Source organism: Paenibacillus sp. HWE-109, assembly GCF_022163125.1.
In the GTDB taxonomy this organism is placed as follows: domain Bacteria; phylum Bacillota; class Bacilli; order Paenibacillales; family NBRC-103111; genus Paenibacillus_E.
The window spans coordinates 8,866,420-8,883,838 of sequence record NZ_CP091881.1 but is presented as its reverse complement, the minus strand read 5'-3'; the positions used below and the strand labels follow the sequence as shown (position 1 = coordinate 8,883,838).

General features: G+C 46.0%; 17 protein-coding genes and 4 tRNA genes. All 21 read right to left on the bottom strand.

Annotated elements, in window-relative coordinates; genetic code table 11:
• Positions 1 to 4 precede the first annotated feature (4 nt).
• The 21 genes from LOZ80_RS38165 to LOZ80_RS38065 all read right to left on the bottom strand — a co-directional run bounded on the left by LOZ80_RS38165 (position 5) and on the right by LOZ80_RS38065 (position 17,336).
• A complete protein-coding gene (locus LOZ80_RS38165) occupies positions 5 to 1,207 on the bottom strand; it encodes an MFS transporter (protein ID WP_238169363.1) in 1,203 nt (400 codons plus the stop codon).
• The gene (locus LOZ80_RS38160) at positions 1,204 to 1,653 is read right to left on the bottom strand and encodes a MarR family winged helix-turn-helix transcriptional regulator (protein WP_238169362.1); all 450 of its coding nucleotides are present in this window, start codon (positions 1,651 to 1,653) and stop codon (positions 1,204 to 1,206) included. The genes LOZ80_RS38165 and LOZ80_RS38160 overlap by 4 nt, the downstream gene beginning before the upstream one ends.
• Positions 1,654 to 1,816: 163 nt before the next feature.
• Positions 1,817 to 1,895: transfer RNA gene (locus tag LOZ80_RS38155), tRNA-Leu, on the bottom strand.
• Between the two features lie 12 nt (positions 1,896 to 1,907).
• Positions 1,908 to 1,983: transfer RNA gene (locus LOZ80_RS38150), tRNA-Thr, on the bottom strand.
• A gap of 16 nt (positions 1,984 to 1,999) precedes the next feature.
• Positions 2,000 to 2,075 (bottom strand) — tRNA-Phe (locus LOZ80_RS38145).
• Positions 2,076 to 2,122: 47 nt separating this feature from the next.
• Positions 2,123 to 2,199: transfer RNA gene (locus tag LOZ80_RS38140), tRNA-Asp, on the bottom strand.
• Between the two features lie 242 nt (positions 2,200 to 2,441).
• On the bottom strand, positions 2,442 to 2,615 hold the full coding sequence (locus tag LOZ80_RS38135; protein ID WP_238169361.1) for a hypothetical protein: 174 nt from the start codon (positions 2,613 to 2,615) through the stop codon (positions 2,442 to 2,444).
• Between the two features lie 186 nt (positions 2,616 to 2,801).
• Complete coding sequence (locus LOZ80_RS38130) at positions 2,802 to 3,584, bottom strand: peptidoglycan recognition protein family protein (RefSeq protein ID WP_238169360.1); 783 nt, start codon at positions 3,582 to 3,584, stop codon at positions 2,802 to 2,804.
• A 3-nt stretch (positions 3,585 to 3,587) separates the two neighbouring features.
• A complete protein-coding gene (locus LOZ80_RS38125) occupies positions 3,588 to 4,397 on the bottom strand; it encodes a hypothetical protein (RefSeq protein ID WP_238169359.1) in 810 nt (269 codons plus the stop codon).
• Positions 4,398 to 4,555: 158 nt separating this feature from the next.
• The gene (locus LOZ80_RS38120; protein WP_238169358.1) at positions 4,556 to 4,717 is read right to left on the bottom strand and encodes a hypothetical protein; all 162 of its coding nucleotides are present in this window, start codon (positions 4,715 to 4,717) and stop codon (positions 4,556 to 4,558) included.
• A gap of 7 nt (positions 4,718 to 4,724) precedes the next feature.
• The gene (locus LOZ80_RS38115) at positions 4,725 to 9,476 is read right to left on the bottom strand and encodes an LPD38 domain-containing protein (RefSeq protein WP_238169357.1); all 4,752 of its coding nucleotides are present in this window, start codon (positions 9,474 to 9,476) and stop codon (positions 4,725 to 4,727) included.
• A gap of 9 nt (positions 9,477 to 9,485) precedes the next feature.
• On the bottom strand, positions 9,486 to 10,949 hold the full coding sequence (locus tag LOZ80_RS38110; protein WP_238169356.1) for a hypothetical protein: 1,464 nt from the start codon (positions 10,947 to 10,949) through the stop codon (positions 9,486 to 9,488).
• A gap of 17 nt (positions 10,950 to 10,966) precedes the next feature.
• The gene (locus LOZ80_RS38105; protein WP_238169355.1) at positions 10,967 to 11,104 is read right to left on the bottom strand and encodes a hypothetical protein; all 138 of its coding nucleotides are present in this window, start codon (positions 11,102 to 11,104) and stop codon (positions 10,967 to 10,969) included.
• Positions 11,105 to 11,118: 14 nt separating this feature from the next.
• On the bottom strand, positions 11,119 to 11,424 hold the full coding sequence (locus LOZ80_RS38100) for a hypothetical protein (protein WP_238169354.1): 306 nt from the start codon (positions 11,422 to 11,424) through the stop codon (positions 11,119 to 11,121).
• Positions 11,425 to 11,435: 11 nt separating this feature from the next.
• A complete protein-coding gene (locus tag LOZ80_RS38095; RefSeq protein ID WP_238169353.1) occupies positions 11,436 to 12,542 on the bottom strand; it encodes a hypothetical protein in 1,107 nt (368 codons plus the stop codon).
• Between the two features lie 10 nt (positions 12,543 to 12,552).
• Complete coding sequence (locus LOZ80_RS38090) at positions 12,553 to 14,151, bottom strand: hypothetical protein (RefSeq protein ID WP_238169352.1); 1,599 nt, start codon at positions 14,149 to 14,151, stop codon at positions 12,553 to 12,555.
• A gap of 1 nt (position 14,152) precedes the next feature.
• A complete protein-coding gene (locus tag LOZ80_RS38085; protein WP_238169351.1) occupies positions 14,153 to 14,722 on the bottom strand; it encodes a phage adaptor protein in 570 nt (189 codons plus the stop codon).
• Complete coding sequence (locus LOZ80_RS38080) at positions 14,722 to 15,018, bottom strand: hypothetical protein (RefSeq protein ID WP_238169350.1); 297 nt, start codon at positions 15,016 to 15,018, stop codon at positions 14,722 to 14,724. Before LOZ80_RS38080 ends, LOZ80_RS38085 begins: the two co-directional genes overlap by 1 nt.
• A gap of 91 nt (positions 15,019 to 15,109) precedes the next feature.
• Positions 15,110 to 15,316: a hypothetical protein gene (locus LOZ80_RS38075; protein WP_238169349.1), complete on the bottom strand. Its 207-nt coding sequence runs from the start codon at positions 15,314 to 15,316 to the stop codon at positions 15,110 to 15,112.
• Between the two features lie 31 nt (positions 15,317 to 15,347).
• The gene (locus tag LOZ80_RS38070; protein WP_238169348.1) at positions 15,348 to 16,307 is read right to left on the bottom strand and encodes a phage major capsid protein; all 960 of its coding nucleotides are present in this window, start codon (positions 16,305 to 16,307) and stop codon (positions 15,348 to 15,350) included.
• A gap of 57 nt (positions 16,308 to 16,364) precedes the next feature.
• The gene (locus tag LOZ80_RS38065) at positions 16,365 to 17,336 is read right to left on the bottom strand and encodes a hypothetical protein (protein WP_238169347.1); all 972 of its coding nucleotides are present in this window, start codon (positions 17,334 to 17,336) and stop codon (positions 16,365 to 16,367) included.
• Between the last annotated feature and the right edge of the window lie 83 nt (positions 17,337 to 17,419).

Here is a 17,419-nt window from a genome sequence, read left to right as displayed (position 1 = left end):
TGATTTAATCCTGCTGTAGAAGAGGCTTCTCATTGGAATTCATTGCGGCTGGTTTCCGATGATAGAGCCCATAGTAAAGGATCGAAGAACAAGCAACGACAAGTCCCGCAACGAAATACATCGTATGGTAGTTTGTTTTGGAAGCAATCGTGCCAAGAATGTACGATCCAATCCCATAGCCAACGTCAAAAAGCAGGTAATACGTGCCAGTGGCAAGCCCTCTGCGATGAGCAGGCGCTGCTTGTATAGCAATCGTTTGAAAACTCGGAAGAAGTGCGCCGAAACCAAGTCCAAGCAGCACAGCTACCAACAAAAAGAGGAGGGAGGATTGTGTCAAGCTAAGCCCGATCATACCCACTGTAAATAAAATAATGCCTGGGTACACCAGCCGATTGGGACCGTAATGATCGAACCATTTGCCAATGAAAGGTCTAGATACGACAATAGCCAAGGCGAATACCATGAAAAAATAGCTGGCATATGATTCTAAACCAATAGCCTTCGCATAAACGGAAAGAAACGTAGTAATCGCCCCATATGAAAAGGCTAATACACTGCCCGTCAATGAAATCGGCAAAGCGCTTGGCTCGATAAATTTCCTCCAGCCTTTGGCTGCGATCACTTTGGTGTTAACGACTCTTTTGGGAAGGCGGATGAACAGCCCGCAAATGAAGGCCAGAAATCCAAGCAGGATACAAACGCCAAACAAGAGGTTATTATTATGAGTTTGCGTAATTGTCAAACCAATAAACGGGCCCACGACCATCGCCAGACTCATAAAAAGACTAAAATACCCAATACCTTCACCCTTGCGGCGTTCAGGCACTAACTCAATCGCAATAGCCCCCGTAGCGGTGGCTGCCATACCAAAGCTGATGCCATGGATAAGTCTTAAGCCTAACAATACATAGTATTGATGCACGAATGGATACATAGCCACACATAAGATAAATAAGCTAAGCCCGGCAATAACAATCTTTTTCCGATCCCATTCATCCATCCATTTGCCGGTTAAAGGCCGAAAGATCACGGTTGAGAAAATAAATACCGTCATCACCAAGCCAACCTGCTGCTGACCTCCGTGCAGCGTTTCCGTAACAAATAACGGCAGGGTGACGGCCAAAATGTAAAAGGTCATAAACAAAAAAAAGCTGCTGAAACAGACAGCAACAAAACCGCGGTTCCATAATCTGTTCTCTTCACTCATTGCCGAGCCTCCAGTTCCTTGATGCCTTCGTTAGCTTTATTCGTAACCTGGCTAAGCATATTGCGCAATAGCTGCACCTGCTCTTCCGAAAATTGACTCAGCAGAGAAGCAATAACCCTACGTTCAATCGGGGTAAGAATGTCATTCAAGGCTCTTCCTTGATCTGTAATATACGTCAAAAATGATCTTCTATCCGTCTCATTGGCTCTTCTCTCTACTAAGCCTTTTCTCTCCAGTTGATCGAGAATACGCGTAATATTCGTTTGATCCTTTTCGGCTCGAATCGCCAGCAGCTTCTGCGTAATGCCATCCTCCTCCACCAAGCGGCTGAGTACGACCCATTGCTCCGTTGTGATATCGTAAGGTTGAAAACTAACATTCAACAGCTGCGTCATTCTACGCCCCGCGTGGTTCAAAACAAATCCAAAAGAGTTTTCCATTTTCATATCAGTTCACCCCTGCCCATTTAGATGCTATAGCAATTATATACTTAGCAAGTAAATGTGTCAACAAATAGTGTGCGTATAAATGCCCTTTAAGGTTGTTCGGTCTGGATAAATAAAAAAAGAGTTAAGCCCCTGGGCTTAACTCTTTTTTTATGAACTTAGATACCGGCGAGAGGACTCGAACCTCCACGGTTTCCCACTCGATTTTGAGTCGAGCGCGTCTGCCATTCCGCCACGCCGGCTTATTGCGTTCATGGTGCCGTCGAGAGGACTTGAACCCCCAACCTACTGATTACAAGTCAGTTGCTCTACCAGTTGAGCTACAACGGCGTATTTAATTAAAAAATGGTGGCTTTGGACGGAATCGAACCGCCGACACGAGGATTTTCAGTCCTCTGCTCTACCGACTGAGCTACAAAGCCTTACTTGGAATAAACAATAAAGCTTAACATCACTTTAATGGATAAAATGGCGGAGCTGACGGGATTCGAACCCGCGGTCTCCTGCGTGACAGGCAGGCATGTTAGGCCACTACACCACAGCTCCACATCCAAACCTGATGAATCCAATATGGTGAACGCTGACGGGATCGAACCGCCGACCCCTACCCTGTCAAGGTGAGTTACGGCTTAGGAACCAAACTGTCATAACGGGTAATATACAGTAAAATAAAGAGAAGTGCAAGCACTAATATTAAAAAATATTAAATGCTATGAAAGGTTATTAGAAGATTGGTCCCCAGTCCGTCCCCAGTCCGTCCCCACAATTTTTATGAAATATACACATGGTTATAGATAGCGGTTGTCATAATTTTTTGATGAAGTAATAGGTTTGGCGGGTTCATCTTCCCACCCTCGAATGATCTTTATAGAGTCTGTATTGAATCCATCCCACATGATAAATTTTTGTTCTGCAAGTTGTTTCAATGCAAGCCTAATTTCGTTTTCACTCTTACCTGTCATCGTTCTGATATCTTTGAAATACGGCATGTACCCACGATGTTTTGTTGAATAGTTCCAGAGTATCCGAAGAATTTTCCGCTCGATATCTCGTAGCATAGTATCACCTCATAAATATTATATGCGAACAAAATACGAACGTAAATAAAAAAGCCCTCAATCCTTTTTATTGGACGAGGGCTCGCGTTATTATATAAGACCTTTTCGATGGATCGTTGTCAGCAGCCTATAGAAGTCATAACTTCCGCCGTCTGGTGTATCGATAAGTGGTTTTCCATCTTTGCATAGAGTCGAGCTAGCCGCGGCAACCGCTTCTTTCGCCCACTCCGGTACCGCCATACTATTTCTTGCCTTCAATTCCTCGACTTCTTTTTTCAATGCTTCCAGTTCTTCTCTCATCGCGGCTTCCTCCACACATTCTGTATATTCGTTTACAATATCAATGATCAAGTCCTGAAATGATTTGCCAAGCAATTTAAGGGCATTCATGGGATCTACCTTGCGAGCTGGATCCAGAATGAAATGTCCGGTAACGTGAACTGTTGGATCAAGATGGAACGTCCAGCAGCTGTAGGCCATTACCCAGACATACCGCTTATATGCCTCGTTCATATCGATATTGCCGCCATAGCATAACTCCACCCCACCTGCGACATCATTCGCATCATCGCCAAACATGTCGTTGTCGGTGCTGACATTATACACGACATGCCAAGCTTTCTCAGGCGTACCTGTTAGAAACGGGATACACTCGATAATCTGTTTGTCATCAACGAAGATATGCGCACTTGCCTCCATTACGTTTCGGCTGTTCTCGTAGTAATAGACATTTCCCGCCGCCGTGCTGCCGGGATTACCCGTATCATGTGCGACCATGAAGCGCATTAAATCAGCGGGGATACCTGGTCTGCGCAGGCTGGGCGCTGTTAGATACCGCGGGATGATCATATATTTCATCAAGAAACCTGACATCTTCTATTTCCCCTCCGTCTCATTTGGGTTAAGGATCGGGCCCTGCGTGCTCAGCATATTACGAATCTGTAGGTACCGGGCTGCTGCCTCTTTCCCGATCTGGTCCGGATGAGCTTTGATGTATTCCATATAATCGTTCAACTCCGCATTAACACTTCCAACGATACTCATGATTTCTGATACATCCAGGCTATCAATCGTCGGAACTGGCTCTACTGGTACCGGTTCAACAACTGGCTGAGCACTCCCCGGTACCACATACACTTGCTGCTTTTGTGCTTCCCGGTCGATGCTACCCTCAATGTGCTGGTAGATTACCGTCGCTATCATCTGTGCTGCCAGATTCATCAGCGGCATCCACTTGTCGATGGTTGCGTCCACCTGCAAGCTGCCTTGTACCGACAGGATAAATGTCGCGATGTTCACGACCGTCAGTATCAGGTACGCTTGGAACTTGGTCTTGCCGAGCTTCCTCAATAATTCTTTCATCGTTGGTATCCCCCTCGAATTTAAGCATGTGGTAAACGAATGTGCCCTTCTCTCTCGTGCAGAACGGGCAAAAATACGGATTGAAGATAGCGAGAAGCTTCTGTCTCTCGCGGCTGAGTTTCGTATAGCTATCAAGTCTGCATCCCACTGGACTCCCACCTTTCGTGCCATTGCTTCGTGCAGTGCTGTCCAATAAATATCACGAGCATTCAGCTGTTGGTTTCGCAGTCTCTTCCTCAGAAGTAGAATCAGTGTCACGAGGAACCCGAGTCCGAATCCATCCTTCAACAGTTTCTGAATCAGTTCCATTGTCAGGTCGATCATTGCCGTAAACCTCCCGTGGATCATAGAGAAGTTGGTGAGCTACTTCCTCACCCAGAAGTCCCAATATGCCAGTGTAAGCGTCCGTGTGGACGCAAGGATAAAGCGGTATGACTTCAATCATGTGGTACCCTCCTTCAAAACAAATAAAAGAGCCACCCCTAAGGATAGCTCTCGTATTGCTCATATTGATCTGCATCGTACATCTGAATTTCTTCGTAATCGGTACCGCGCCCTCCGCTAGGACTGCCGCCCCCCATGAGCCAGAGGCTCAGCAATATAAACGCGATTACAATCAGTGCATTTCCTGTATTCTGGCTCACCGGACACCTACTTCCCTAGTCCTTTTGCTGCTATATCATTCATTTTATCATCTAAGGCATTCAATTTGATACGCTTCTCCTGTGCGGATATTGCACGGTCGTTCTGAACTAATTTATATTGATCCATTAGCTTATCAACAACAGTTTTGGCACCTTTAATACGGGCGTACTCAGCGACATTTTCAAAGCGAGTCTTGTTCTTGTCTGCTGAGGATTTCTCTTTGCTAAGTGCATCCCACTTGTCGTAGAAGTCTTGGCGGACTTGGCCGCCGCCCGATATGGTAGCAAGGAATCCGGATACAGGTTGTTTCTCATACCACTGCTTTTTAGGCGGCTGCGGCCCGTTGCTTTCAAACATAGATTTTAGAATACTGTCTGCTCCACCCACTGCGTATTGACCTAGTCCTGCCGTGTAGCCTCTGATTGTGTTATCAATGATACGCGGGCTGGCAGCGTTGGAGTCTTCCATGCCCGGTATCTTCGAGACACCTTTACCGATCAGCTTGGCTGTCTCGCTTGTGTATAGGCCATATTGATCTTTCTTTTCAAGACGCTGTTCCCCTTGAGGAACAACAGGAGCGTTACGAAAGAATGAATGATTTGTAATTGCTTCTAAAGCTGGTAATAGTGCAGAAATCATCATTGGTGGCATGAATGTCTGTGCTAGTGTTGATCCGTAATCCTTGTAAGCCTTGGGATCATTATCAGCATACCAACGAAGTACACGTTCAGCACCTGTTGAAAAAAGCATGCCTGCTTCAAATGGTTTTGGAATCCTTACGAATTGATCAGTACCGGGTATCGGTATAATAAAAAAGCTATCCTTCTGCCACTGAGGAATGTTGTTGAAAACTTTCTTCTGTTCAGCAGGCAAATTGTTAACCCAGTAATGGAGCCCGATTGTCGGAAGAACAAGCGTTGTGAATGCTCTTACTAGGAATGAAGCAGGATTGTCTTTGAATGCACGATACATTTTATCTGTACCTTGAATGTTAGCATTCATAAAGGCGATGGCTTTATTGGCCTGGCGGATCGAGCTACCGGCACGGTTGAAGTCCATGAGATCCCGAGCAGTGAATGCCGCTTCCTCCAAACTCCCTGTCTTCTTCAACGTTTTATTAAACGCCCCGACCTTCGTCGATAACTCTGATACCTCTGCTGCCTTGCGTAATCCGCCTATAACCGTTTTGGCCGGAGTGTACCCTGAAAGCATTTTAGCGAGCTCTTTAGGACTAGTCACTACGTTCATTGCTTTATCTTTCAGACTCTTACGGAAGACTTGCTCCAATGCTTCCCGGCTTGTATCACGATCCAGCGACATCATCGTACTCATAGATCCGCCGCTGGATAGAAACTGGTCAAAAGTCTTTGTTTTGCCGATGACATGACCCAATCCTTTGAAAAAGTCGATAGGGTTAAATCCATACTTAGTGCTATTGATCGTAGCCCCGACCACGTCCCGCATGGCATTTCTAATTGTGAATTCTGGCGTTAACGTGGCGCCCGCGCGAAGAATGGAAGCTGCGCTGCCCAGGAACTTTAAGAGCGAGTTAGAGGATTCGGCATCCAACGAAAGCATGGCGTTATAAAGTTCTGGCTCCCGAATCTTGTATGCTTGCTTCTTCCCAGCCTGCCACACGGAAATAATATGTTCGTTCCCCACGCTGCCCCCAGGGCCGACATGCTCAACCCAATTACCTGCACCATTCACTTTGGCAAGCTCAGCCAACTGCAAGCCAGTCTTATTCTTGGCTGCAGCGTTCATGACCTTGAAAGTGTTCAGGACCATGCTCTCAATTGGGTTAATGATAGTTCGTGTGGAGCCTTCCTCAGACATTTTCTTGATCGGGTTCGTTACATTGGCGAACGATTTACCTGCTCCGTATCCGCCATTCTTGAAGCCCGCCTCGACATCGTCCTCAAAATGACGGAAGAAAGGAACGTAATTGGGAAATTCCTTTTTCATGTCAGCAACTGACTTGCTTGTTAAGATCTGAGCATCAACCAGAATATCAAGGAGTTTGTCATTGAAGCCTATGATTTTCTTCTGAACAGCTTGCACTTCTGGAGTGTCGAGCTTTTGCAATACAGCTTGCATCTGTGCATCCGTGAATGGTACACGTTTGCCCATCGCTTTCAAATCCATTGCATGCTTAACCGATAGGTATGTCGCAAAGTCCTTCTCTTTGATCCCTAGCTTCTCAAGCGGCTTAACGATCTGACGGAGTCCTTCGCTCACCTTATTTCCCTGTGCATCGTAAATGCCGCGCGTAACCGCAAGCTTCGCCCGCTCGCCGATACCTCGGCTCAACCGGGCCATCTTGTAGAGTGAATCGGATCCTTTACCGACTGCGCCTTTTAGAGCTTTTTCAGCAAGTTGTAGTGGATTAAGATCATCGACAAAACGTGTATATGCTCGGTCTTTACTGAATTTCGGCTTTGCCTTGCTACTATCGAAATCCACGAGCCCCTTGGCCTGATTATAGTCGCCTTGAGTAATCCAAGTATCGACATCTGCCTGAGAAGCTTCTAGCCCTTTCAGCGTTCTTTTATCAATCTTACCTTCAAAGTAGCGTGTAAAGTTCGGAGCGAGGCGACGTGCTGCGTCAGGATCAGTAAGACGGAGTCGAACATATTCCGCAACACCTTCGCCCGGGAGCTGATGAGGCTGATAGGCTGATACATTGAGTACTGGATTATGCTGAATCAAAGAAGCAAATTCATTGTTGTATTGGGCATCTTGTAAGCCGAATTTCTTATCAAGATGATGACCAACTTCATGAGAAATAACCTGAATATCTTCCGCCATTCGAGTACGCACGACCTCAGGGTTTACCTTATATAAGCCAAGAACGCCACGCCCAGCACGAAGCTTACCAGAATCAACCACAACTCCAAGATTGTTCTTGATGTTCCTGACTACCTTGTTTCGGTTAATGGTACGAGTTGATTGAGTGGCGGCTTGACGGAATGGAATGGCATTGCCTGCATAAGCTTGCGATCCATCAGGTGCAGCATGAGAAGCTTTGTAATCCTTTGCGCTAACAAAAGACTGTTCACCCTGTGTGACTGGCGCTTCTTTGCTCGCATTGAATTCCTTAGCAGAAATCAATTTACCACCACGACGCAGCTTAGTAGATGGCTTTATTGGTTGAGTAGCTTCGACAGGTGCCAGTTTTCTTGTAGGCGGAGTGATTTCGACAACCGGTTCTTTTGGAAGGATTCGATCACGTTGCAACGGCGCTGCTGCTTCTCCTTTAACGCCCCCATCATACCGCTGACTCATAGACTTCACTGGACCATTCACTCCAGCAACATCCCGCTCATACTGCTGCTGTCTTGCGCGGCTTATGGATTCAGGTTTGACCTTTGATTTTGGATAGGCAAGAGTTATGAGCTCATCAAGGCTCGGATCTTTAGGTCCGGCCATACGCGACCACAGATCGTCCATGCTTTCTAGTTCACGACCTGGAGGATGATCCATGCTGTTAGCCACTCGGACAAGATTCTCAAATTTCTCACGCCAGATATTCGGCTGTCCAACTCTTGCTGTTGTTGGGCTTGCCACTGTTGGCTCAGGAAGTCCGAAAGTTCGAATGTCACCTCTTGCTGGGATAGGATCAAGACCATCAGCATTAATTCCACGCGATTGAGCTGCATTCATGCGTATTTCACGGTTTGAAGGTGGCAAAGCAAGAGGTCCGTTCGTCGCTGTCCGTTGATCAATAAACCCAAAGCGATCGGCAGCTTGCTGTGCTGTTTGTGGTGCCGCCCCCCTTGCTTGTTGAACGTTCCGTGAACTGGATGCATCCTCAAATGGAAGCAAGCTATCATCAATAGAAGAACCGCGCCTTTTTACTAAAGCAGCCAACGCTCTACCAACAGAAGGAGCTGCTGCACCAAGTAAACCACCGAACGCCGCACCGCCTATGCCCTCCTCAAGAATGTGCCCCGGAATGTCCCGCACATCTCCGCCAATCTCCAATGTATGAAACGGCGAAAAGGCAGCTGCACCAAGGCCGCCTTGCACTGCCCCCTGCACTGCCTTATTTACTGTCTTTCCTGCTAATGAATCTACGATCTGAGCTCCATTCCTTGAAATAGTCATCCCTGCATCAGGGAGAAGTCCTTGAACCTTATTACCAGCTTTCTCAGCAAGTTGCACAATCTTTGGGTTTTCGAAGAAGTTCGCACCTATACCTAAGTTCCCTACTGGCATGCCGGGATTCACAACAAAACCCGCAGCTCCACCAACGACGTCCGCAATTTTATCTGCGATCTTGTTATTAGTAGTAGCTCGCGGGCTCATTTGAGAATCATTAAGACCAATCGTATGACCTATCCCTTGTGCGAATCTATCAACAAATTGTCCTGCTGTTGTACGACGAAGTGCGTTCAAATCATTTACAGGGTTAAGCCATCCGCCCGGGTAATCCGTACGGAGATCACCGCGATACTGCAACTGAGGATTATCTTCTGCTTGCATTGCTTCCAATTGCTTCTGATAATCATTTGTGAGTTGCACTTGATCATTCATTGTTCGCTGTGCTGCATCCATCTGCTGTTGATCTGATAGAGTTTGTGCTGTGTACTCGGGACTACTGATCGTAGGCGTCCTACTACTCTTATAAGCACTAGCAGAGATGAGGCCGTTACCACCACTTGATTTAGTACTAGATTTAGACGGAACAGGAGCAGCAGCCGATGATCCACTGCCATCCTTTTTATTTAGATAATCCTTTGCGCTCACTAATGCCATAAGAACCTCCTATCTGAGGTAACTCATATATTGCTGGATGAGTGCCTCTCTACTTGCTTCGTCATACCAGCCCGGGTCATTCTTTGCTAAGTTTGTAGCTTGTGTTCTCAGGCTGTCAGCCGCTTTACTCTCCTGTTGCGATGGCGCAGTGACTGATTTCCTGATCCGATCATATCCGTCAGTACCTATCTGCCTAACAATTTCACCGCGGTTCTGGGTTAACCAACCTTCATAATCAGAAGGATCGAGCTGTCCCAACTCATCCATTACATCACCTTCAAAGCCTTTTGCATTCTTTTGATCACTGTATCTGCTATTTGTGACTGATGAATTATTAGCGGAGGTATTGGCGTTCTGGCGTGATGTTTGAGCGTTGTACCAGCCGATTTTATTGCTTTCTAACATTTTCTGAGCTTCCAACATCGGCGTTCCTACTGGAATTCCCGTTGCTTGTGACAATTCCGCTGTAACATACCCGAGTTTATCTGACACATCGATTGCGTTCTTTATTTGTTTGTCTTTTTCACTCGTTGGAATAAGACCCTTAACTTGCTCATCCATAAGGCCATAGTCGTTTTTAACAACGATAGGAACGCCGAATGTCTTCTGAAGGTTCTGAGCATAGTCAATACGTGCTTTTTTATCAACTTCGATTGCTTTATCGTTAGCTGCCTTCTTCTGATCAAGATACTGCTGCATCTGAGCTGTTGGTGTACCATCAGCCATATACCCCGTTTGAGCAGCCTGAGCGTTTCTATCAGCCAATTGTTTATTTACTAACTCATCAATCCGCTGGCGAATGAGATCAGGCGCCTGCTGTTGCAATTGTGTGATCTTCTCCGCAGTCTGCTGAGCTAATAATGCGTTGCGATTCCAAATGTCTTGGTTTCGTGCGGCAATATCACGTGTCAAAGTGCCTTGAGCCTCGCCATAGCTGTTATTGATCTGTCCTTGTTGATAGTCGACACCACCACTGTAGAATCCACCACGGCGATTTTGGAAGGACACGGCATTGTCCATATCGTTAGCCTTCTGTTTTGTCATTTTAGCAATCTGGTCATTGAGATAGTTCTGATTCTCGGTGACAGCCAAATTGTTAGCTTGTGTCATCTGCCCGAGACCTTGGTTAGCGGCTAAGACTTGCTTATCAATTTGATTTTTAATATCAGCTTGGACACCGCTTGTAATCCCTCCGATATCAATCGTAGGACGAGCTGCCGCAGCATAGTTCGTAGGATTAGAGATAACCCCTCCTTGCGGGATAATCTCAGCGATGGCCCCTCCATAACCTGGCTGCATTGTTGCTGGCTTCTCAATTCCGTTTCCATAACCGCTATTGCTATTCGTTGGTGCTGTTGGCTGCGTCGCCTTTGCAGGTGCTGTTGTAGAAGCTGGACCATTCCCCGTGGCTTCCTCATATGAAATTTTACCCTGCACATAATCCTGATATTTTTCCGGTTTAATGCCAGCCATATAACGAGCTCCTTTCTTTAAACGCTTTTCGGTGTAGCGAGTATAGCGTTGGCTTGTTCTGTTGTGATGTACCCTTTGGTTACCGCTGTTTGTACTTTCGTTTCTACTAAATTACCAAGTATCCACTGGTTCAACAAAAACTCAAAATAGGCCATCGATCATCACTCCTTTATAGTCCCATAAGGGCTAGTAATGCGGCTTCTGCTGCGGCTAAACGTGATTCTGTTGACGGTTCAGCAGGTGGACGCGCTGCCCATTCAGCATCTAATTCTGTTTGAGTACGTTCTGTGATGATGCCATCAATAAGCTTGTACTTGTATTGCCCACGACCTGTCGTGAGTGGTGTTTGGAAGTGGCGGCCAAACTCACCGTCTAGTTGAACGTCACCCTGCTGCGGTTGCTCGAAAGCGTCAGAAAAGCCGTGTGTGACGATGTTATTGGTATCTATGCGAATGTAGTGTTTGTATCCGTCCATATGTTATCTCCTTATAGTTCGGCATCTGAGGCGAAATGAAATACTATTGCATTCAAGTTAGTAGTCAATGCAGAACCGTTAGCATTATGAACTGTGAAGCCACGTTCAGACTCAAACTTAGTACCTCCTGATGCAGTTGGAAGATCAGTTCCATTTTCTTGTGATACCCTCCCAGCATTTGCAGTAGTGGTGAATGGATAAATTGTGACTGTTGGTGTAATCCTTTTTTGAACTTTGAAACTAACCGTTCCATACTCCTGATTAATCGCGATTGTGTTTGATGGTAAAACAAACAGTTGAATTCCGGTTGTGGCACCACTTGTTGCAGGAGCAGTTCCATACGTATAACTCTTCTCATAATACCGCTGACACAGTGCCAATTCTTCCGCAAAACTTCTCGGTTGAAACGCTGGAGCTGAATCACCTACGTTAAATTGAAGTTGTGAAATATTAACGCCAACACCAACTGCAAGTCCGTACCTATTGAATTGCAAAATTACTGATATGCCAGTTGGCGAACTATTTAATATAGCCGTGTATGAAAAAAACGTCCATTGTGTTGAATTAATTGCAGGGGCTACATAATTCCCTACACCGTCAGCTAGATAAGGAATAACCGCTGCCCCTGAATCACACTTTATCCAACCTGACAAAGTTACTTTTTGCCCTGCGAAGAACTGGTAATCTTCTATTTTCTGAGCAAAAGTAGAATAAGCTGATACACCTGCTGTTGCAGTCATTACTTCTAACCTGGCAGAAAATTTACTTTTCTTATTAGGAACTGAACTAGATTGCAAAACTTTTACGTTATTATCGATTGCATTCGCAATGTAAAAACGGTCAACAGTGTAAGTAGGTGAAGCACCTGCATTATTAAAAGATGTGCCTCGCTGCCATACATCGAAGTTACCATTTATTAGTGCTTGACGAAATAAAGAAGCAGGATAAGGCTGCAACACCCCTCCTGCTACTAATCCAGATGTATAGTCGTAGTTTGCATCCAACTGATCTGCGAGAGTACCAAATGCCCCCTCTGTTTTAGTGTCGTCATACACATCACCAGCATTCTGATAATACGACTGTAATAATGTCCTGTTTACTGGTCCCGGCGTAGCCATAGTGCACCTCCTAGTATTTCGTCATTACTCGAACTTCCATCTTCGTGCTGTATACCTCAACAGGCTCATCACGATTATTAGTCATCTTTATTTGAGCGTATTGCCCCTTTAGCCCCATAGGACCAATTCGCTTGGCATTGTTAATGTAATCCGTCATATTAGGGTTCTGGATTTGAGCCTGACCAATCTTCGAGACACCGATGATCATGACCTCAGTTTTGAGAGCTCCCACCAAGCTATATCGGCCGCTGTAGGTATTGACCTCAATATCTATAGTGGATGATAGGTTGAACTGCTTCGCCTCGATCATCAGAATATCCCAAAGGTGATCATAGCCGGTTAACTTAGGCGTCATCAGCTTGCTGTACCAGTACCAGTTGATTGGCGTTCCGGTACCCACTGCCTTGTTATATGTTGACCAATCACTATATAACGAGCTGTCAAACACTTTCAGATGACCTTCATCTCCAGCAAAGTAAAAGTAATCTTCATCATGATAGAAGGAATTAGCACTTATGCTTTCCACAGGCCGCCATTGCTGATCAATTGTGTCGAATACGAGACCTTTCCACGCGGACCCTACTTTATAAATGAGCCAGTATCGACCATCTTTGAAATATGCCGTCGCATTTGCCCACTCTGTTTTCGATACTCCCAAGGATGTGAAATCAATCTGAAACTGAGTCACACTCTTAGTTGCATACCGTGCTGATGTGTCCAGTGACAACGTGTTAAGCGTATAGACAGCATGCACGCCTCTATCGGATTGATAAAACAATTCTTCTCGTCCATCGGGGTATATAACCAATTGAACACTCTTCGGATTAACACAACCGTCTGTGGTATCGAGAAAGTCTTGTGACCAATCCTCGCTCGTTGCAGGCGTTGTGTATCCATCTCCAAAGAGAACTCCTACATGTCGGCGCATAAGCACGATAAAAGCACCGGAGAACGTTGCACACTGGACTATATAGTCATTCTCTTTCACGAATCGTTGATAATCCGTAGCACGGAAGTAATCATAGAACCCGGGCTTGCTGTGGTTAATCTGATCTGTGTTGGTCCCCCAGATTACTAGGCGGTTGTTGTGCACAAGTATGCCAACGGGCGGCATCGTTGTATTCAGGGTAGCCAATACATTTGCTGGTGCAGGTCCAGCATCATTTGCAGCAGGAGTGACGTTCGCGACGGCCGTACCATTGAAATACTTCAACACACCACCGTCCGTAATAACGAGTACTTCATTGCTGCTCGCATCTTTGAACTGAGTAGCATCAATATTGGCACTCGCTAACGCATTTGTCATTGTCACACCTGTAAAGGCTCCTGTTGCGTATTTGTACAACGTGGTACCTGCTGTTGCCAGAATCGTATTGACTCCTGCCTTACGTAGGTTGGTGAGTGTCTTAATGGCTCCGATTGCTGATGTTGTTAATGGAATCGTTCCATCACGCTTAGACAAGCCCCCGATCTTACGCGGAAGGTTGTTCATCATCTTAGGCGACTCAGACAACCCGATCTCAGAGAATGTCTTGGCTGTATTGAGACCCCCGAAACTCGGAATATCCATTTCAACCATGCCGCTGCCAGACTTGTTCATTCGACTCATATCACTGCCCCCTCGATCGCGCAGCAGCGTTACGAATCTTCAAGCGCTCCTGTTCATACTTCTGCTCATATTCTTGTCCTTGGCCCATTTGGTTATTGTTGTACAATGCTTTTGAGATGGCGTAGTAGATCAAAAAGCGCTCGCCAACTGTTGGGACTTCTGGGCTATCCGTTGTGGCTGCCAGTACTTTTGCATATCGCTGATACAAACCTGTGAATGACTGCGAGTTTGAGTAATTGTAGAGATCAATAATGTACTTACCTCCACGGTTCATCACCATGTACCCGGCTGGATAGGCTTGCATGTAGTTTCTTCGTTCACACACATAGGTGCCATTTCCATCGTATAGATCGACGAGACTGAAATAATCGCTCGGCAAATCGACTTCCCGAGTCCCCGCCGTAAAAGCAAGGGCAGGGAGCAGGTCCACAATGTTCAAATCATCCACTAGATCACGGAGAGCATCATTAAAGAAATCAAGCCAAGTAAGATCTGTGGCTATACCGCTGTTGTTATAACCGTTTTCAGCTTTGCCTTTAGCTATGAGCTGCCCAGCAGTTGAGGTACCCATTATTCAGTATCCTTCGCTGCAGCTTTCTTCAACTTCCCGAATGCTGTACCACGATTATTGGTTTCGAGTGGATTGCCTGGTTCCCTTGTCTCGATCTCTTCTTTTTCAATCTCTTCAATTCGGAGATCCGCGTCTTCGTGACGCTGAATAAGGTGTTCAGCTACTCCCGCTTGTACTTCCACAGAATCCCCCGGCTCTAATAGGATGTCCTTGCCATCCCAACGTCCTTCAAAATCGCTTGTACCCTCATTGAATAGTAAAACAATTCGCTCTAGTTCCGATTTTAATTTTGCCATGTTCATTATTCCTCCTAGTGGTTAAAATGCAAAAAGGCCGTCCATCCCCGAAGAGAAGAACGGCCTGAGTTCCTTGCGGATTGTTCAGATATTAGGCTTGTGCTGCTGAGGAACGTTGCGTAGTTCCGTCATACGTGTAAAGTTTAAAGTCCGTTGTGTTGAACCATATACGTGGCACACCAGACGTGTTTGTTGGGTTGGCTGATAGAAATTCAACGACCATTTCTTGACCGGTGATTGTCCCTCTACCAGATGTATTCGCCAAAGCATTTGGTTGAAATGTATTGTTAACTGCCATTCGTTTCCCCTCCTACTAAAAATAATGTGTTCTATGTTAAATTCTCGATCTTACCGTTTGCACGAGGCTCGGAGCAGATCAGTTCTCCTGCCCAAAGGATTTGACCAACCTTGGCGTCCATGTTAGCAGGCTTCACCATTTCAGTTGGTTTGAAGTCTTTACCCGGCTTAACATACAGCTGCAAGGTGTTGGAATTCAGGAAATACATCGTATTTGGTGGGCAATATTCATCGTAAACAACTGGCACACCCATAAAGGACACTTGAGTGAACCCGAGGTTTGCGAACTCCTGTCCAACTTTACCAAGCGGCTGCTGAATCGTTGTTTTACCATCAACAAGTGCAAGGTACTTTTGGAACTGGATCAAGTCGGTAACAATGAAGTCCGGCTTGTTCTCCACACCACCGCGTGAACATTTTAGGAACATGGATTGCATCTTAGGTACGGTAAGTGCTGTGGCTACTCCATCATACTGTGATTTCCACCATGTATACGTGCCGCGAGCGATACCGCCGTAGTTAGCAACACTTGTTCCATCATCGACAGCAGCTTTAAGACCAAGGATGTCCTTACCAGCATTACCTGTCCCATCTTTAAAGATGAGCTGCGCGAATAGATCCTTCAGCGCTGCCTCTGCATCCTCCGTGGCAATTTGTGCCATCTTAAAGATAGCCAAGTCACCAGAGCTTGCGGCATCTTCGTAACCATTAAAAATAATACTCGCATACAGTTGCTTGAGTCGGAACTCAGCATCCGTGCGAGTATCTTGTGGAGTAATATCGAGCGAGTCATAACCTTGGTAAGAACCAACGTTTGTCGCATGCTTGTATTTCAGGTGAATCTTAATCGTGTCGCCGCCGCTATCCCAATTCTTCTTGAGCTTCATGATTTGGTACATTAACGGCGAGCTCTTCATGATGTTGTCGTACATTTTCTTTGGAATCAACGGTAAAAACGATGCTAAAAACTTGTCAAAATTTCCTCCAGCCATTGTGGCTCCTCCTTCATCAGTCAAAAGACCTCCGGAATCATCACCTCACACACAGACCTAAGACATGGACGACTTCGCGATATCGAACCAGCTCATATTGCTGATATCATTTTGTTGTTCGGCTGGCCGCTGCCCGTTTGATCTAGGCTGTGGTGGCAATGCCGTCCTTTTTTCCTGAATGCTTTGTATTGTTTTGGCTTCCGCCTCTTTAGTTGCTTTGGTTACGTTTTGCTTGTTGCCTTTCATTTGCTGCTTGGTTAGATAACCGTCAGCGATCTCTCTCAAGGTTGCCGTTGATAGCTTTTCAGCCTTACCACGATCTTGGAGAGTCTTGATATAGTCATCCGTCACTAGCTCGCCATATTCGGCTTTCAGTTCATTCTGTAGCCCGGTCATTTCGCTAGTGAGCTTGATGCCTTCATTCTCACCCCGTAGGGTTTCGACTTCACGAGTAAGCCTCGTTACATCGCCTACCAGAGCATTGATGTATTGGCCGTATTGCACGTCCTCCATGGCTTGCTCAAGGCTAATTGCTCCGGTACTCTTGAACTCCTGAATGAATCCATTGATTTGACTAGCAAGCCAAGGGTTGCTCTTGAGGAATTCATCCGTCTGCTTAGCCGGCTCCCATGTAGCACGTTCGGTTTCAAACGTTTGTCTTTCAGTTGCCAATGCTTGCGTCTTCTTGGTGTAGTCACTTTGGCGTAGGTACCCCGATTTGAGCTCTGCTAGTTTGACGGGCTGGCGTCCCTCGCCCAGGTCAATCTCAGATTCATCATCAAGTGTCGGGGTTGTATCAGCAGGTTTATCGTCCTGCGCTTGATCGTCGCTGTTGGGCTCAACCACATTTTCAGCGTCCGTTAAAATGTCCGCAGGCTCTAATCCTTCTGTGTCCGGATCCGTTCCTGGTTGTCCATCATCCACAGGCTCTGCTATTGAAGATTTAGCAACATCCATCCAACTGCTCGACGTGTCGCCCCCTGATGCAGCGCCATCCAGATTAAAGCGCGGTGTGTTGATCTTAAACATGCAAATTCCTCCTATAGAGTCCCGATTGGGTTATTCTATTAAAAAAGTAAATCGAAATGTGGGCAAGGGACTCACACCCTTGC

What these genes read in the sequence shown, in the direction of transcription:
- LOZ80_RS38165 (WP_238169363.1), bottom strand. Translation starts at nt 1,207, where the DNA reads ATGAGTGAAGAGAACAGATTATGGAACCGCGGTTTTGTTGCTGTCTGT.
- LOZ80_RS38160 (WP_238169362.1), bottom strand. Translation starts at nt 1,653, where the DNA reads ATGAAAATGGAAAACTCTTTTGGATTTGTTTTGAACCACGCGGGGCGT.
- LOZ80_RS38135 (WP_238169361.1), bottom strand. Translation starts at nt 2,615, where the DNA reads ATGACAGGTAAGAGTGAAAACGAAATTAGGCTTGCATTGAAACAACTT.
- LOZ80_RS38130 (WP_238169360.1), bottom strand. Translation starts at nt 3,584, where the DNA reads ATGTCAGGTTTCTTGATGAAATATATGATCATCCCGCGGTATCTAACA.
- LOZ80_RS38125 (WP_238169359.1), bottom strand. Translation starts at nt 4,397, where the DNA reads ATGATCGACCTGACAATGGAACTGATTCAGAAACTGTTGAAGGATGGA.
- LOZ80_RS38115 (WP_238169357.1), bottom strand. Translation starts at nt 9,476, where the DNA reads ATGGCATTAGTGAGCGCAAAGGATTATCTAAATAAAAAGGATGGCAGT.
- LOZ80_RS38110 (WP_238169356.1), bottom strand. Translation starts at nt 10,949, where the DNA reads ATGGCTGGCATTAAACCGGAAAAATATCAGGATTATGTGCAGGGTAAA.
- LOZ80_RS38105 (WP_238169355.1), bottom strand. Translation starts at nt 11,104, where the DNA reads ATGGCCTATTTTGAGTTTTTGTTGAACCAGTGGATACTTGGTAATTTA.
- LOZ80_RS38100 (WP_238169354.1), bottom strand. Translation starts at nt 11,424, where the DNA reads ATGGACGGATACAAACACTACATTCGCATAGATACCAATAACATCGTC.
- LOZ80_RS38095 (WP_238169353.1), bottom strand. Translation starts at nt 12,542, where the DNA reads ATGGCTACGCCGGGACCAGTAAACAGGACATTATTACAGTCGTATTAT.
- LOZ80_RS38090 (WP_238169352.1), bottom strand. Translation starts at nt 14,151, where the DNA reads ATGAGTCGAATGAACAAGTCTGGCAGCGGCATGGTTGAAATGGATATT.
- LOZ80_RS38085 (WP_238169351.1), bottom strand. Translation starts at nt 14,722, where the DNA reads ATGGGTACCTCAACTGCTGGGCAGCTCATAGCTAAAGGCAAAGCTGAA.
- LOZ80_RS38080 (WP_238169350.1), bottom strand. Translation starts at nt 15,018, where the DNA reads ATGGCAAAATTAAAATCGGAACTAGAGCGAATTGTTTTACTATTCAAT.
- LOZ80_RS38075 (WP_238169349.1), bottom strand. Translation starts at nt 15,316, where the DNA reads ATGGCAGTTAACAATACATTTCAACCAAATGCTTTGGCGAATACATCT.
- LOZ80_RS38070 (WP_238169348.1), bottom strand. Translation starts at nt 16,307, where the DNA reads ATGGCTGGAGGAAATTTTGACAAGTTTTTAGCATCGTTTTTACCGTTG.
- LOZ80_RS38065 (WP_238169347.1), bottom strand. Translation starts at nt 17,336, where the DNA reads ATGTTTAAGATCAACACACCGCGCTTTAATCTGGATGGCGCTGCATCA.